Raw genomic sequence first — 15,500 nt, 5'->3', positions numbered from 1 at the left:
TCCCGGCCATTTGCGTTCGTATGCTTCGTCTCAGCGCGGCGGCGCGGTGCCGGGCGGGGGCGGCGGCAGCGAGGCCTGGCCGCCATTGAGCAGCGGTGTGATGCGGCGGATGGTGACGCGCCGGTTGATCAGGCTCGGCCCTTGCGTCTGCTCCTTCAGATACTGCTCGCCGTAGCCTTGCGACGTCAGGTTCTCCGCGGGCACACCGAATTGCTGCGTCAGCAATTCGGCCGCCGACTGCGCGCGGCGGTCCGACAGCGATAGATTGTCGACCTCGTTGCCGACCGCGTCAGTATGTCCCTCGATCAGGAACACCTCGCGCGGGTTGCGCTGAATCGCCTGGTTGAGGCCGTCGGCGATCACCTGCAGCCGGGCCGCCTGGTCCGGCGGGATGGTCCATGATCCGGTCTCGAAGTTGATCGTGTTGACGTCGATGCTGGGCATCTGCATGCGAACATTGGGGCTGTAGCGGATCTCGTCGAGCGAGTAACGCCGATCGATCCGCTGCACCGGCGGTGCCTGCATGGTCGCGTAGATCACGTCCGGCGACGCCTCCTGGGCATCGACGATGTAGCGATCATAGGGAATGTTGACCACCGGCGGCGGCACGTCGACATAGAACCCGCCGATCGCGCGCGGATCCCGGTAGCTGTTGTCGATGATGACGATCTCGCGCCCGCCGGGATCCCTGCGGATTCGGCGCAGCAGCGAACCGTCCGCACCGACCACGGTGATCACCTCGCTGCCGTCAGGGCGGACCACGACGGTGCGGGTTTCGCCGCCGACTGTGTCGGTGCGGATGTCGCGGGCGCCGTAGCGGAAGCGATAGAGATCGTTGCCGCGGACATAGGCCTGCCCGCCCGGATCGCGGATGATGATGCGATCCGGCTCGGTATAGACAGTACGGCCGCCTTCGACGACCTCACGCCGCTGGTTGTGGAGGTCGGCGATGGTGGCGCCGATCGCGACGCCGGCCACCACGCCTGCGCCGATCGCGAGCGGCGTCAGGTCACGCTGCGGCGGACGCGGCGGAGGCGGCAACGGTGCTGCAACGGTGGGCGCGGCCCGGAAGGCCGGCGCAACCGTGGGCGGAGCGTATTGCGCCCGGTTCGGCGGCGGTGCTGCGGCTGCCGTGCCAGGGACGACACTTGGTGCCGCGGCACCGGCGGGAGGCGCCGGCGGCCGGGCCGGGGCGCCGGCTTGCGGCGATGCGGGCGGAGCTCCGGCAGCGGGCGCACCCGCAGGCGGCGTACCGCCCTGAGGGCCAGGCGTTGGTGTCGCGCCCGGGGCTGGTGTTGCGCCGGGAGCAGGCGTCGATGCTGCACCGGGACGTCCGGGCAGCGGCGTCGGGGTGCCGGCGCCTGGTGACGGTGTCGCCGTTGGAGCGGGCGTTGCGCCGGGAGCTGGCGATCCTGCAGCCGGTGGCGCGCCCGGGCGTCCCGGCGGCGGCGCACCCGGGCGTCCAGCCGGCGGCGCGCCGGGCGTGCTCCCGGGAGCCGGCGTCGCGGTCGGCGCAGGCGTCGGGGCTGGTGACGCAGTCGGTGCAGGCGTGGCGGTCGGGGCAGGCGCGCCAGGTCGTGCCGGCGGCGCTGCGGGCGAAGGCGAAGGCGTCGCCGTCGGCGCCGGGCGGCCTTGAGGCGCTGCCGCGGGCGGGGCCGGTGGCGTCGGCGCCGGGCGTGCGCCGGATGGTGCCGGAGGCGGCGTATGCGGCTGCGCGGCAGGAGGCGGCGTCGGTGTCGGGCGAGCCGCAGGCGGCGGTGGCGTCGGCGCATGCTGCTGCGGCGCCGCAGCCGGCGGCGGCGAAGGCTGCTTCGGTGCGGCAGGCGGCGGAGGTGGTGGCGGCGGAGCCGGACGGGCCGCAGGTGGAGGCGGAGGCGGCGCTGTCGGGCGCGGCGGTGCGGCGGCCGGCGGCGGGGCGGCGGGTGGATGGGGCGGTGCAGCCGCGGGCGGCGGTGCGGCCGGGCGCGCGGGCGCTGCAGGCGGCGCGGCCGCTGGCGGTCCCTTCGGAGGCTGCTTCGGTTTTCCGTCAGGGCCAGTCTCTTGTGGCTGGGCCTGCGCGACGACGAGCGGCGGCGCACTTTGCGCATGCGATGCGGAGCTTGCGAATTGCATCGCGGTCAGAGCCGTCGTTGCAAGCAGCACGAGACGAAGGTTGGTCATGGTGGTGAACTTCCCCGGAAGGTTCTTTGACGAAGTGTTGGGATGAGCAGCTACGCGTTAGGCCGGAATGTGGCGGGCCAAGCGGTCGGGGCCCGATTTATTTCTGCACGCAAATAACTTCATGATGACGACGTTCATTGCGCATTCAGACGCAGGTTGCAATCGCCCCGCATGTGATCGCTCGCCTCATGTGTGATCCCCCGGCGAACGCGCGTCCGTCGCGGGATTGGGCGTGAGCGGTCCGTTAGGCCCGCGTCGTGGAATCTCTTCGGGAACATGGCCGGGCAATTCATCCGGCCGCGGTGTTTCGCCGGGCTCGCGCATCGGCGGCGTGATGTCGGGCTGCGGATTGCCCGGCGGAATTCCAGGAGGCGGCTCGGTTGGAGTGCCCGGTGTTGTCGGCGGAATCTCTGGCGGCTCGATTGGCATCGGCACCTTCGTGATCAATGACCCAGAGAACGGTAACGATGATGCCGTGCCGATGTTCCCTGTTCGCGGGGTGTGGAGCGCGGCTTATTCCGGTGCGTGGCAGACCGCCTCGATGTTGTGCCCGTCGGGATCGAGCACGAAGGCGCCGTAATAGTTCGCATGATAATGCGGGCGGATGCCGGGCGGCCCGTTGTCGCGTCCGCCCGCCGCTATCGCCGCCTTGTAGAACGCGTCCACCGTGGCGCGGTCCTTGGCTGCGATCGCGACGTGCACCGGCTTGTTCATCGCGCCTTGGCCGCCGAACCAGAAATCCGGCTTGCCGTCGGCGCCGAACCCTGCGGCTGCGGCGTGCCCGGTTTGCTCGGCCGTCACTTCCATGATCAGGCTGTAACCGAGCGGCGCCAGCGCCTTGGCGTAGAACGCCTTGGCGCGCTCATAGTCGGAGACCGAGAATCCCATGTGATCCAGCATCGCAACCTCCGTTGTTCGTCCCTGTCAGCGCGACAGGAACGTATTGCTGCGCGTCTTGCGCGCGATGGCAAAGCCGCGCGCCACCATGTCGGCAATACAATCCTGCTGCCATTCGTTTTGTGACAGGTGTTCGATCACCACGGCGCGGGGCCACAGCGATGTCGGCGCCTCGCGGAAGAAGCGGATCAGCACGCGGTCCTCGAAGCCTTCGACGTCGATCTTGAGCGAATCGATCTGCGTGACGGCGGCCTCGTCGAGGACACGGGTCAGGCGCAGCGAGGGGACCTTGATCGCATCAGCGCTCGCCGTGCCGGTGACGACGTGCGTGGCACCGAGATTACCGCCGCCGCTCTCGATCATCAGCTCGCCGTCGCTGTCACCGGCAGCGGCCTGCACCAGGCGCACCTGCATCGCGTTCGATGCGGCGTGATTGAACGCGAGCCGCGCAAACGTCGTCGGATGCGGCTCGATCGCCACGACCTTGCCTTTGGTGCCGACCTGCCGCGCCATCACCAGCGCAAACGTGCCGACATTGGCGCCGACGTCGACGAATGTGCCGCCCGCCGGGGTGTGCTCACGCAGGAAATCGAGCTCGTCGAGATTGTAGTCGGGATTGAACAGCGCACCGCGCTCGGTCGCGCTGCCCTGGTGATAGAAGCGGAACGAAGCGCCCTGATATTGCACGTCGACCGGGCCGCCGCGCAGCAGATTGACCAGCCGCGACATCCAGGGCCGGAATGCGCCGCGCTTCAGCCCGGACTGTTGGGCCAGGCGAATGAGAGCGGCCTGCGCCGCGTTCGGCGCAAACGCGCCGAACGGCGCGGACGAAGGGGCGTTGTCGGTCGTCAAGCAGGCGGTCCTTATTGCAAGCGGCGCATGCATAGCCGGTTTTGCGAGGGACTCCAACGCTCGATGCGGGTCATAACGGCCGGGACGGCGCAAAGAGAGTCACGCCGCCTTCTTCGGCGGGGCCATGCGCTGGCGCAGGAAGCGGCCGAGCAGCCTGCGCTTGCCCTTGCGCGGGATCAGTTCGACGTCGCTGACGAGCTTGGCGCCGCCCTTGCGGCGCTCCAGCACAATCTTGCGGCTGTGGAAAGCCTCCAGCTCGGCGCGATGTGCGACGCTGACGATGGTCGCCTTCGGCAGCTCGTCGGTGACCATCTTCATCATCTTGTCCTGGCTCTTCTCGTCGAGCGCGGATGTGGCCTCATCGAGCACGATGATGTCGGGACTGTGCAGCAGCAGCCGCGCAAATGCGAGGCGCTGCTTCTCGCCGCCTGATAGCGTCTGGTCCCATGGCGCCTCCTCCTCGATCTTGTCCTTGAGGTGATCGAGGCCGACCTTGCGCAGGGCCTTGCCGATCTCCTCGATCGTCCAATCGTCAGCGGCGCCGGGATAGGCCACCGCGCGGCGCAACGATCCCGAGGGTACGTAGGGCCGCTGCGGCAGCATGAACAGCCGCCGGTCGGGATGGAAATTGACGCTGCCGCCGCCCCACGGCCATAACCCCGCAATGGCGCGCACCAGCGTGCTCTTGCCGGTGCCGGATTCGCCGGCGACCAGAAGCCGCTCGCCCGGCTCGATCACCACCTCTGTCTCGCCGACCACGGCGGTGCCGTCGTCCAGCGTGACAGAAAGGTCTTTCAACTCCAGCATGGCGTCATTGCTGGTCTCGCCGCGCTTGATGCGGCCAAGCCCATCGCCTTGCTCGGCACGTTCGAGACCATCGAGCGACATCATCAGTGAGGCGATGCGCCGCGCGCAGGCGTTCCAGTCGGCGAGTCGCGGATAATTGTCGACCAGCCAGCCGAACGCGCTCTGCACGATGGTGAAGGCGGAGGCCGCCTGCATGACCTGTCCCAGCGTCATGCTGCCGTCGAGGAATTTTGGCGCACAGAGCAGGAGGGGGACCACGGGCGCGACGAGGCTGGAGCCCTGCGAGACAAGCGTCGTCCGCATGTGCTGTCCGGCCAGGCGCGCCCATTGCCGAAGTACGCTGGTGAAATTGCGGTCGATGCCGTCGCGCTCCTCCTGTTCGCCGCCGAGCAGCGCGATGCTCTCGCCATGTTCGCGCACGCGCGTCAGCGTGTAGCGGAAATCGGCTTCGGCCTGGTTCTTGTCCTCGGAGACCTGCACGAAGCGGCGGCCGATCACCAGGATCGAGCTGGAGGCGATCGCGGCGTAGAGGATCGCGGCGATCACCAGGAAGCCGGGAATGGTGAGGCTTAAGCCGCCGAGCCTGACGGTGAGTGCGCCGCCGATGGTCCAGAGCACGATGATGAAGGTCACGGCCGACAGCAGCGCGGACGTGACGCCGGCGAGGAAATCGACCGGCGAGTCGGTCGCAATGCGCAGATCCTCGGCGATGCGGTATTCGGGATTCTTGTGGTCGCCGCCGACGAGGTTAAGCTGATAATAGCGGCCGTTGGCGAGCCAGCGCGTCAGCACGCTGCTCGTGAGCCAGGCTCGCCAGCGCCGCTGGATGCTCATCCGCGCGAACACCTGGGCGACGCCGAGCACGATGCTGCCGATTGCGAGCGGGAAGAACAGCGCCGTGAGATGGAAGACGCTCGTCGCATCGCGCTTCTCGATGGCGTCGAAGATCGCGCGATTCCAGACGTTGATGCCGTATTGGAAGCCGACGGTCAGGACGATCAGCATGCCGAGGCCGATCGAGAACGGCCAGGCCATGGGATCGCCGTTACGGCCCCAGAAGCCGCGTGCACTGATCCAGAAGCGCGTCAGCAGATAGTCCTTGCGGGCCTGCTCGGCTTCTTCGGGCGACAGTTCGGGGTCCGGTTCGAGCAGTTCGGGCGGCGGCGGCGCCACGTCATCGCCGTTCTCGCCTTTGATCTCGACAATGGGCGGATTCTTGCCCTGTTCGCGTTTCGTGGCCGGCTTGTGCATGGGCGGACAACGCAAAGGAAATCAAACGGTTCCCTTGGGTTCCGAGCGCCGGTTCATTCGGCGGCGCCGTCCCGGACGCGCCGCAGCCGGGCGGTCCGGTGGAGCACGCGCGACAATTCTTCGATCGAATAGGGCTTCTGCACGAGATCGAACTCGGCGGCGCCATCCTGGGAGAGAGCCTGGCTGTAGCCCGTAGTCAGCACGACCGGCACGCCGATGCCGCGGTCGCGGACCGCCTGCGCCAGGTCGAGCCCGGTCATCCCAGGCATCACCACGTCCGAGAACACGACGTCGAAACGATCGGCGTCCACGACGAGCTCGGCAAGCGCATCGGTCGCATTGTCGACCAGCGTGATGCTGTAACCGAGCTCGGTCAGCCCGTCGGCGGCAAAATTGGCGAGCTCGATGTTGTCCTCGACCACCAGCACCGACATGCCGCTGCCGGCCACCGCCGGCGCCGTGCTCGGCGCCTGCCGCTGCGGCCGCAGCTCCAGCGGCACGCGCGGCAGATAGAGCGAGAAGGTGCTGCCTTGTCCCACCTCGCTCGTGACCGTCACCTCGCCGCCGGATTGCCGGGCGAAACCGAACACCTGGGACAGGCCGAGACCGGTGCCGTGGCCGACCTGCTTGGTGGTGAAGAACGGCTCGAAGATGCGCCCGAGCCGCGCCGCAGGAATGCCGATCCCGGTGTCGCGGACGGTGACGCTTATGTAGCCATGGGCGCCGGGGGCCAGCGTATCCGGAATGGTCGTCGCGGCCTCGACCTCGAAGGTGATCCTGCCCTTTCCCTGCATGGCATCGCGCGCATTGGTCGCCATGTTGATCAGCGCCGTCTCGAACTGGCCGGCATCGGCGTTGACGAGGCAGGGTTCGGCCGGCAGCCGCGTGACGATCTCGATGGCGGGCCCGAGCAGCGTTGCCAGCATGTCATGCAGCGACTGCATCCGCTGTCCGACATCAAACACTTCCGGCTTCAGGGTCTGGCGCCGCGCGAAGGCGAGGAGCTGCGAGGTCAGCTTGGCGGCGCGCGCAACTGCGTCCGCGATGGCCGTGATGTAGCGCTGCCGCCGCTCCTCGGTCAGTTGCGGGCGATTCAGCAGGTCGACCGAGGCGCGGATCACCGTCAGCAGATTGTTGAAGTCGTGCGCGACGCCGCCGGTGAGCTGCCCGAGCGCCTCCAGGCGCTGACTGTGCTTGAGCGCGTCCTCGGCTTCTCGCCGCGCTGCGGCCTCGGCCTGGAGATGCTGGGTGCGGCGGAACGCGAAGGCGAGCAGCAGGAAGAGCAGCGCCGTCGCGGGAATGCCGAACACCAGATGCTGGCCCATGGTGGCGAACCAGCGTGCCCGGATGGCCGAGCTTTCGAGCCCGGCGCTGACATAGATCGGATATTCGGCGATGCGCCGGTAGCCGATGCGGCGCTCAATCCCGTCCAACGGCCAGGCGATGGTCATGAGGCCGTGCTCGGGGCTTGTCGCGATCTTTTGGCCAACCGGGCCACCCGGATCGAGCCGCAGGTCGTGGTCGAGCCGCGGGAAATGCGCGAGCAGTGCGCCGTCCGTGCGTCCCATTGCGAAGAAGCTGCCGGGATCGGAGCCGATCCTGGCATAAAAGCTCTCGAAATATTCCGGCAGGACCGAGGCCTGGATCACGCCGATGAAGCGGCCGTCGTTGGCATCGCGGCGCCGGCTCACGCCGAAGAAGCGGGCGCCCTGATAGGGCGGGCGTGGCGTCAGCGCCGTGCCGATGAAGGTGCCGATGCTCTGGTCGACGTGGGCATAGAAGTAGTCGCGGTCCGCAAAGCTCAGCTCCGGCGGCGGCGAGACGAGGCTGTTGACCAGCGCTTTTCCGTCCGCATCGAAGATCCAGGCCGATTTCAGCTGCGGCAGCGAATCGGTCAGCCGCTTCAGGCGACGGTGCAAAGTCGGTTCGCGCGCGCGGATGGTTTCGTCGGAAAGGCTGCGCACGACCTCGTTGAGCTCGGCAAGGCTGCGGTCGATGGTTTCAAATACCTTGAGCGCATGCTCATGCGCGACGTCGAGGGTGCGCTCGATCTCGCGGTCGGCGATGTCATTCGTCGATGTGTAGGAGATCGTGGCGGCGATGGCGAACAGCGCAATCGGCAGCGCCAGGGATGCCGCCATCATCCACTGCAACAGTTTCAGCGAATTGCGTTGCGCCCTCTGCACAGTCGCTCCGTCCCTGGACGGAGCTTAACTGAATCACGCGCAGGGAAGGAAGCAGCTTCTGCTGGAACCTTTGGTTGTGGACCGAAAATTTGCGCGCGCAGCGGGTTGGAGAAAATTCTCCTCGAATTGCGTGCGATCGCAGCATGCCCCGGCCAGCCGGGCCGGGGCGGGACCATCAATTTCGACTCAGATCTGGCGCTCGACCATCTTGAGCTTGAGCTCGGCGATGGCTTCCGCGGGGTTCAGGCCCTTCGGGCAGGCCTTGGCGCAGTTCATGATGGTGTGGCAGCGATAGAGGCGGAATGGATCCTCGAGATTGTCGAGCCGCTCGCCGGTCGCTTCATCGCGCGAATCGGACACCCAGCGGTTGGCCTGAAGCAGCGCGGCGGGGCCGAGATAGCGCTCGCTGTTCCACCAATAGCTCGGGCAGGAGGTCGAGCAGCAGGCACACAGGATGCACTCGTAGAGGCCGTCAAGCTTCTCGCGATCCTCGTGGCTCTGGCGCCATTCCTTCTGCGGCGTCGGCGAGGTCGTCTTCAGCCACGGCTCGATCGAGGCGTACTGCGCGTAGAAATTGGTGAGGTCGGGAACGAGGTCCTTGACGACCGGCTGATGCGGCAGCGGGTTGATCTTCACCGCGCCGTCCTTCACGTCGTGCATCGAGCGGGTGCAGGCCAGCGTGTTCTGGCCGTCGATGTTCATGGCGCAGGAGCCGCAGACGCCTTCGCGGCAGGAGCGGCGGAAGGTCAGCGACGGATCGATGTGGTTCTTGATCCAGATCAGGCCGTCGAGCACCATCGGACCGCAATCATTGGTGTCGACGTAATAGGTGTCGACGCTCGGATTCTTGCCGTCGTCCGGATTCCAGCGATAGACCCTGAACTCGCGGAGCTCGGTGGCCCCCGTGGGCTTCGGCCAGGTCTTGCCGCCAGTGATCTTGGAGTTCTTCGGAAGTGCGAATTCAACCATAAGTCCTGCCTCTGGTTTCTTCCGTCATGCGCGGGCTCAACCCGCGCATCCATCTTTAAAGGATGGATCGCCGGGTCATCAGGTTTGAAGACGACGCTTCGCGCCTTTTGCCCGGCAATGACAAGCAATGATCAATACACGCGCGCCTTCGGCGGGATGTACTGCACGTCGTTGGTCATGGTGTAGTTGTGAACGGGGCGGTACTCGATCTTGACCTTGCCGGATTCGTCCAGCCAGGCCAGCGTGTGCTTCATCCAGTTCTTGTCGTCGCGTTCGGAGAAATCCTCGCGCGCATGAGCGCCGCGGCTCTCGGTGCGGTTGGCGGCCGAGTTCATCGTCACCACCGCCTGCGAGATCAGATTGTCGAATTCGAGCGTCTCGACGAGGTCAGAATTCCACACCAGCGAGCGGTCGGACACCGCGATGTCGGTGATGCCGCTGTGGACCTTCTGGATCAGGTTCTGGCCTTCGCTCAACACCTCGCCGGTGCGGAACACCGCGCAATTGTTCTGCATCACGTGCTGCATGCCTTCACGCAGCTTCGCGGTCGGCGTGCCGCCGGAGGCGTAGCGGTAATGGTCGAGCCGGCCGAGCGCGAGGTCAGCCGAGTTTGCCGGCAGCTCGGGCTGCTTGGCGTTGGGCGTGAGCTTCTCGGCGAGGCGGAGCGCCGCGGCGCGGCCGAACACGACGAGATCGATCAGCGAGTTGGAGCCGAGGCGGTTGGCGCCGTGCACGGAGACGCAGGCGGCTTCACCGATCGCCATCAGGCCTGGGATGATGGCGTTGTCGTCGCCATCCTTCTTGGTCAGCACCTCGCCGTGATAATTCGTGGGGATGCCGCCCATGTTGTAGTGCACGGTCGGCACGATCGGGATCGGCTCGCGCGTCACGTCGACATTGGCGAAGATCTTCGCGGATTCGGAGATGCCCGGCAGCCGTTCGGCCAGCACCGCGGGATCGAGATGGTCGAGGTGCAGGAAGATGTGGTCCTTCTTCTTGCCGACGCCGCGCCCTTCGCGGATCTCGATGGTCATTGCGCGCGATACGACGTCACGTGAGGCGAGATCCTTGGCCGATGGCGCATAGCGCTCCATGAAGCGCTCGCCCTCGGAGTTGACGAGATAGCCGCCTTCGCCGCGCGCGCCCTCGGTGACGAGACAGCCCGATCCGTAGATGCCGGTCGGGTGGAACTGGACGAACTCCATGTCCTGCATCGGCAGGCCGGCGCGCAGCACCATGCCGCCGCCGTCGCCGGTGCAGGTATGCGCCGAGGTGCAGGAGGCATAGGCGCGGCCGTAGCCGCCGGTGGCCAGGATCGTGGTCTGGGCGCGGAAGCGGTGCAGCGTGCCGTCGTCGAGCTTGAGCGCGATGACGCCGCGGCAGGTGCCCTGGTCGTCCATGATCAGGTCGATGGCGAAGAACTCGATGAAGAACTCGGCCGCGTGGCGCAGCGACTGGCCGTACATCGTGTGGAGCATGGCGTGGCCGGTGCGGTCGGCGGCGGCGCAGGTGCGCTGCGCCTGGGCCTTGCCGAACTCGGTCGTCATGCCGCCGAACGGGCGCTGGTAGATCTTGCCGTCCTCGGTGCGTGAGAACGGCACGCCCCAATGCTCGAGCTCGTAGACCGCGTCGGGCGCGTTGCGCACCATGTATTCGATCGCGTCCTGGTCACCGAGCCAATCCGACCCCTTGACGGTGTCGTACATGTGCCAGCGCCAGTCGTCCTTGTGCATGTTGCCGAGCGAGGCGGAGATGCCGCCCTGCGCAGCGACCGTGTGCGAGCGGGTGGGAAACACTTTTGTGATGCAGGCGGTGCGCAGGCCGGCTTCGCTGCAGCCGACCACGGCGCGCAGGCCCGCGCCGCCGGCGCCGACCACGACGACGTCATAGGTGTGGTCTTCGATCGGATAGGCTTTGCCGTTGGTGGCGGGAGCGCCCTTGCCCGAGCCATTCGTTGTGGTGGCCATGGGTTACACTCCGGATGACAGTTTCAGGATCGCGTAGGTCGAGGCGAGCGCCACGGCGACCGAGAAGAAGTTGTTGAGCATGATGGCGGTGAGCTTCAGCTTCTCGTTATGGACGTAGTCCTCGATCACCACCTGCATGCCGATCTTCATGTGCCAGGCGCTGGCGATGATGAAGAGGAGCAGGATCACCGCGACAGGAATGGAGCTGAGAATCTGCGCAGCGCCGACCTGGTTGCGGCCGAGCAGCATCATGATGATCACCAGCACCGGGATCATCAGCAGCGTCATCGCGACGCCGGTGATGCGCTGGCGCCAGAAATCGGACGTGCCCGAATGCGCGGCGCCGAGATTGCGGACGCGGCCAAGCGGGGTGCGCATCGAGGGACGCTGCGGCGAGCCGTGGGATTCGTCAAAACTCATCGGCCGCCTCCAATCGCATAGGCGATGATCCAGATCAGCACCGTGAGAGCGATGCCGCCGATCAGGGCGCCCCAGGTCAGCGCTTCCCGCTCATTGGCCTTGAAGCCGTAGCCGAGGTCCCACACGAAATGCCGGATGCCGCTGAGCATATGATGCATCAGCGCCCAGGTGTAGCCGAACACGATCAGCCGGCCGATGATGCTGCCGGCGAAGGCCTGGACATGGCCGTAGGCGGCCGGACCGGAGGCTGCGGCAACCAGCCACCAGACCAGCAGCAGGGTTCCGACATAGAGGGCGATACCGGTGCCGCGATGGACGATGGACAGCGCCATCGTCAGCGTCCAGCGGTAGACTTGCATGTGTGGCGAGAGCGGTCGTTCGATCCGTGCGGTCATGGGCTTTGATGTTTATTGCGGCCCAACAGAAGGGCGCGTGGGGATCGGAAAGGTCGGCTCTATTTACGGAGTCGATTTCGCCTGCGCAATCACCAAATGGCCATAAATCGAACGCGAGTTCAGCTCTAGAGCCTTGATGAAACAAGGCCAATCAGAGGCTTGGTATACCAGAGCGAAGGCCTACCAACGAAACATCGGATCTTCGTTCATCCTTTGCGGGCGTCGGCGCGGTCCATTGAAATCACTGTTGGAACGCCTCTAAGCGATGCTGGTTTGAATCGCGCTCGAGCCAGCCAGTTCATGACGCCGGAAGCACCTCGGGCGAACCACAAGGCATGTCCAATTCTGCCGTGCGCACCGACTTTCCGCGCGATGGCGGATATGCGCGTCCTGCATCCCACCCGAGGCGGCAGGCGCGGCGTGTCGACCGGACAAATCAGATCTTCTACAGCTGGGCCTGCAGCCGAATCCGAGCGGAGGTTTCGGGGTCGATGCCGGAGCAGGTCAGGGGTGATTGCAGGTCTTGATATCAAGGAGATCATCGAGCTCGTGCTGTTGCTGATTGCAACCGGCGCACTCTCGGGATTCCTGGCCGGCGTGTTCGGCATCGGCGGCGGCGCGATCCTCGTGCCGGTGCTCTACGAATGCTTCCGCATCGTCGGCGTGCCGCTAGAGGTGCGGATGCCGCTCTGCATCGGCACCTCGCTAGCGATCATCATCCCGACCTCGCTTCGCTCGTTCCAGGCGCATTACCGGCGCGGCGCGGTCGACATGGCGATCCTGCGCCTCTGGTGGCTGCCAATCGTCATTGGCGTCGTCGCCGGCAGCGTGGTGGCGCGCTACGCGCCGGAGCGGCTGTTCAAGATCGTGTTCGTCTGCGTCGCCTACGCCGCTGCGGCGAGGCTCGTCTTCGCGCGCGAGAGCTGGAAGCTCGGCGGCGATCTGCCGAAGGGCGGGTTGATGCGGGTCTACGGCTTCTGCGTCGGCATCCTCTCGACGCTGATGGGCATCGGCGGCGGCCTGTTCTCCAACCTGCTGATGACGTTCTACGGCCGTCCGATCCATCAGGCGGTCGCGACCTCATCGGCGCTCGCCGTGCTGATCTCGATCCCCGGCGCGCTCGGCTACGTCTATGCTGGCTGGCCGGCCGCGGCGACCTATCCGGCCATCGTAGCGCTGCAAGTTCCGTTCGCGCTCGGCTACGTCTCGCTGATCGGCGCCGCGCTGGTGATGCCGATGAGCCTCGTCACCGCGCCGCTTGGTGTAAGAGCCGCCCATGCGATGTCGAAGCGAACGCTGGAAGTCGCGTTCGGCTGCTATCTGTTCATCGTGGGCAGCCGGTTTGTGCTGAGCCTGTTGGGCGGACAGTAGCTACACACTCCCGCATTGCGAGCGAAGCAATCCAGAATCTTTCAACAATCGCAGTCTGGATTGCTTCGTCGCAAGGGCTCCTCGCAATGACGGGGTTGAGAGCGTACGCTACACCAAGTGAACGGACTGAGCCCCGATCTGGCCTAATCGGCGGTCTCGTCCTTCAATCGTACTTCGCTGTGGCGCCACATTCGGAGATCGCCGATACCTTCGATGCGATCGGAGTCGGAAAGCGCCTTCAATCGCGCAGCAACCATTTCGTCGTCGATCGACAATCCAAGTTCCTTGCAGCGATTCACCACAAGCCACGCCATCATGGCGGTCTTCCGCCAAGTCCGCTCCATGACCGAAAAAATGATCTCGTCGAAACGCTGCTCGGTCACTGACGGCGGAAGCTGGACATCATTCCATGTGAGCTCACTGGTGACCGTCGGCTCCTCTAAATCGGCCAATGGCGGCTCCAGATCCGGATGCTGCTCGTAAATCGGCAGGAGCAGCTTGTCCTCCAGAGCGCCGACGATAGCGTTAAGCCAGTCTCCGAGCTCGATCCGCTCGGTCTTGCCAAGTGCTGCAATCGCCATTCGAGCCCGGTCGAGGGCTTCGCAAGCATCAAGAAGATGATCGTTGATCCGGACGGCCCGCTCTCGGTTCATGCGTCCCCCATCCCGGAGCGATTGAGCCCCTATTTCTTCGCGTAGATATCCTTATACGTCTCGCGCAAAATGTTCTTTTGCACCTTGCCCATGGTGTTGCGTGGCAGCTCGTCGACGACGAAGACGCGTTTGGGCATCTTGAATTTGGCGAGTCGCCCTTCCAGGCCCTTCAGCACGGTCGCCTCATCGATGCTCGCGCCGGGCTGGCGCACCAGCACCGCGGTGACGCCCTCGCCGAAGTCGGCGTGCGGCACGCCGATCACGGCGGATTCGACCACGCCGGGCATGGCGTCGATCTCGCTCTCGATTTCCTTCGGATAGACGTTGAAGCCGCCGGAGATAACGAGGTCCTTGCCGCGGCCGAGGATGTGGACGTAGCCCTTGGCGTCGATCTTACCGAGATCGCCGGTGATGAAGAAGCCGTCGGGCCGGAATTCCGCCTTGGTCTTCTCCGGCATACGCCAATAGCCCTTGAAGACGTTCGGGCCCTTCACCTCGATCATGCCGACTTCGTCGCGCGGCAGCTCTTTCCCTGTCTCGGGATCGGTCACGCGCAACGAGACGCCGGGCAGCGGGAAGCCGACCGCGCCGGGCACGCGCTCGCCGTCATAGGGGTTCGACGTGTTCATGTTGGTCTCGGTCATGCCGTAGCGCTCGAGCACCGCGTGGCCGGTGCGGGCCGACCATTCGCGATGAGTCTCGGCCAGCAGTGGCGCGGAGCCCGAGATGAACAGCCGCATGTGCTTGGTCGTTTCGTGCGACAGCGCGGGGTTCTGCAGAAGCCGTGTGTAGAAGGTTGGAACGCCCATGAGCACTGTGGCGCGCGCCATCAGCTTGATGATCAGATCCGGATCGAGCTTCGGCAGAAAGATCATCGACGCCCGCGCGAACAGCGTCACGTTGGTCGCGACGAACAGGCCGTGGGTGTGGTAGATCGGCAGCGCGTGGATCAAGACGTCCTTGTCCGTGAAGCGCCAGTAATCGACGAGGCTGAGCGAATTCGACGCCAGATTGTCGTGGGTGAGCATCGCGCCCTTGGAGCGGCCCGTGGTGCCGGACGTGTAGAGGATCGCGGCGAGGTCGCCGTTTTCGCGCGACACCGTCGTAAACTCGCTGCTCGCCTTGGCGGCGGCATCCGTTAGCGAGCCCCTGCCGTCAGGCCCGAGCGTCTCGACCCCGGCTTTCACCTTGGCCGCGATCGGGGCGAGGCCCTCGGCCTTGGAGGGATCGCAGACCACCAGCGACGGCTCGGCATCGCCGATGAAGTAGTCGAGCTCGTTCAGCGTATAGGCAGTGTTCAGCGGCAGATAGACCGCGCCGGCCCGCACGGTGGCAAGATACAGCACGATATTAGCGACCGATTTCTCCACCTGCACCGCGACGCGATCGCCGGGCTTCACGCCGCGTGCGACCAGCACATTCGCCATCTGCCCCGCGCGCGCGATCAGATCGCCATAGCTGATAGGGGCGCCGTCATGCGTCTCGATCGCGAGGCGTTTGGGATCGGAAAGGCCGTCGAACAGGCGGGAAAACAGGTTGGCGTTGGCAGCTTGGTTCATGCAACATTCCTCG

At 65.8% G+C, this 15,500-nt stretch carries 13 protein-coding genes; 1 reads left to right on the top strand and 12 read right to left on the bottom strand.

Features of this window, described 5'->3' with window-relative positions; translation table 11 throughout:
* Positions 1-30: 30 nt before the first annotated feature.
* The 10 genes from IVA96_RS31120 to sdhC form a co-directional block, all read right to left on the bottom strand.
* Positions 31-2,160: an OmpA family protein gene (locus tag IVA96_RS31120; protein ID WP_247421287.1), complete on the bottom strand. Its 2,130-nt coding sequence runs from the start codon at positions 2,158-2,160 to the stop codon at positions 31-33.
* Positions 2,161-2,346: 186 nt separating this feature from the next.
* Positions 2,347-2,589, bottom strand: a complete 243-nt coding sequence (locus IVA96_RS31115) for a hypothetical protein (protein WP_247421284.1) — start codon at positions 2,587-2,589, stop codon at positions 2,347-2,349.
* 84 nt (positions 2,590-2,673) lie between these two features.
* Positions 2,674-3,060, bottom strand: a complete 387-nt coding sequence (locus IVA96_RS31110; RefSeq protein WP_247421283.1) for a VOC family protein — start codon at positions 3,058-3,060, stop codon at positions 2,674-2,676.
* Positions 3,061-3,084: 24 nt separating this feature from the next.
* Positions 3,085-3,909, bottom strand: a complete 825-nt coding sequence (locus tag IVA96_RS31105; protein WP_247421281.1) for an FkbM family methyltransferase — start codon at positions 3,907-3,909, stop codon at positions 3,085-3,087.
* Between the two features lie 99 nt (positions 3,910-4,008).
* Positions 4,009-5,967: an ABC transporter ATP-binding protein/permease gene (locus IVA96_RS31100; RefSeq protein WP_247421278.1), complete on the bottom strand. Its 1,959-nt coding sequence runs from the start codon at positions 5,965-5,967 to the stop codon at positions 4,009-4,011.
* A gap of 53 nt (positions 5,968-6,020) precedes the next feature.
* Complete coding sequence (locus tag IVA96_RS31095) at positions 6,021-8,153, bottom strand: hybrid sensor histidine kinase/response regulator (protein ID WP_247421276.1); 2,133 nt, start codon at positions 8,151-8,153, stop codon at positions 6,021-6,023.
* Positions 8,154-8,339: 186 nt separating this feature from the next.
* Positions 8,340-9,122 carry a succinate dehydrogenase iron-sulfur subunit gene (locus tag IVA96_RS31090; RefSeq protein ID WP_247421273.1) on the bottom strand — a complete coding sequence of 261 codons (783 nt, stop codon included), beginning with the start codon at positions 9,120-9,122 and terminating at the stop codon, positions 8,340-8,342.
* A 131-nt stretch (positions 9,123-9,253) separates the two neighbouring features.
* Positions 9,254-11,089: a succinate dehydrogenase flavoprotein subunit gene (gene sdhA, locus IVA96_RS31085; protein WP_247299894.1), complete on the bottom strand. Its 1,836-nt coding sequence runs from the start codon at positions 11,087-11,089 to the stop codon at positions 9,254-9,256.
* A gap of 3 nt (positions 11,090-11,092) precedes the next feature.
* Positions 11,093-11,509 carry a succinate dehydrogenase, hydrophobic membrane anchor protein gene (gene sdhD / locus IVA96_RS31080; RefSeq protein WP_247276140.1) on the bottom strand — a complete coding sequence of 139 codons (417 nt, stop codon included), beginning with the start codon at positions 11,507-11,509 and terminating at the stop codon, positions 11,093-11,095.
* Positions 11,506-11,904, bottom strand: coding sequence for a succinate dehydrogenase, cytochrome b556 subunit (gene sdhC / locus IVA96_RS31075; RefSeq protein ID WP_247421270.1), 399 nt, complete (start codon positions 11,902-11,904; stop codon positions 11,506-11,508). The genes sdhD and sdhC overlap by 4 nt, the downstream gene beginning before the upstream one ends.
* 510 nt (positions 11,905-12,414) lie before the next feature.
* Here sdhC and IVA96_RS31070 point away from each other — a divergent pair.
* Positions 12,415-13,275 carry a sulfite exporter TauE/SafE family protein gene (locus IVA96_RS31070; protein ID WP_247276142.1) on the top strand — a complete coding sequence of 287 codons (861 nt, stop codon included), beginning with the start codon at positions 12,415-12,417 and terminating at the stop codon, positions 13,273-13,275.
* Positions 13,276-13,418: 143 nt separating this feature from the next.
* Here IVA96_RS31070 and IVA96_RS31065 read toward each other — a convergent pair whose 3' ends face one another.
* The gene (locus tag IVA96_RS31065; protein WP_247421267.1) at positions 13,419-13,928 is read right to left on the bottom strand and encodes a DUF3658 domain-containing protein; all 510 of its coding nucleotides are present in this window, start codon (positions 13,926-13,928) and stop codon (positions 13,419-13,421) included.
* Positions 13,929-13,957: 29 nt separating this feature from the next.
* Positions 13,958-15,487: a malonyl-CoA synthase gene (locus IVA96_RS31060; protein ID WP_247421265.1), complete on the bottom strand. Its 1,530-nt coding sequence runs from the start codon at positions 15,485-15,487 to the stop codon at positions 13,958-13,960.
* Positions 15,488-15,500: the final 13 nt, after the last annotated feature.

The sequence above is a fragment of the Bradyrhizobium sp. 159 genome, from assembly GCF_023073795.1.
Lineage (GTDB): Bacteria > Pseudomonadota > Alphaproteobacteria > Rhizobiales > Xanthobacteraceae > Bradyrhizobium.
This window is presented reverse-complemented; position numbering and strand designations above follow the sequence as displayed.